Source organism: Streptomyces avicenniae (assembly GCF_000719135.1).
Lineage (GTDB): Bacteria > Actinomycetota > Actinomycetes > Streptomycetales > Streptomycetaceae > Streptomyces > Streptomyces avicenniae.
Genome location: NZ_JOEK01000061.1, coordinates 1 through 300, shown reverse-complemented (window position 1 = coordinate 300; position 300 = coordinate 1). Strand labels below are relative to the sequence as shown.

Genomic DNA, 300 nt, shown 5'->3' with positions numbered 1-300 from the left:
GAGTGCGACGGCGAGACCGCCGGCACGCCCGGAGAGGGCACGATCACCGCCGTCAACGTCGCCGTGGCCGGCGCCCAGGGCACCGACACCCGCGCCTACGTCCACGACCCCGCGTCGACCAACGGCGAGGGGAAGTACTTCGACCCGTGGTCCGTCGCCGCGGACGGTGGCGACACCTACGCGGGCAGCACGAAGAAGGGCGCCCCGCACATGCTGGGCTTCGCCGTCAACGTCGACAAGGGCAGGGGCAACGTCTGCCAGGACACCTACGTCCATGACGGCGACTGGATCGGCCTGGTC

General features: G+C 71.3%; 1 pseudogene. It reads left to right on the top strand.

From position 1 onward, the window contains the following. A pseudogene (locus tag IF27_RS29750) lies at nt 1-300 on the top strand (hydrolase); the annotation flags it as partial.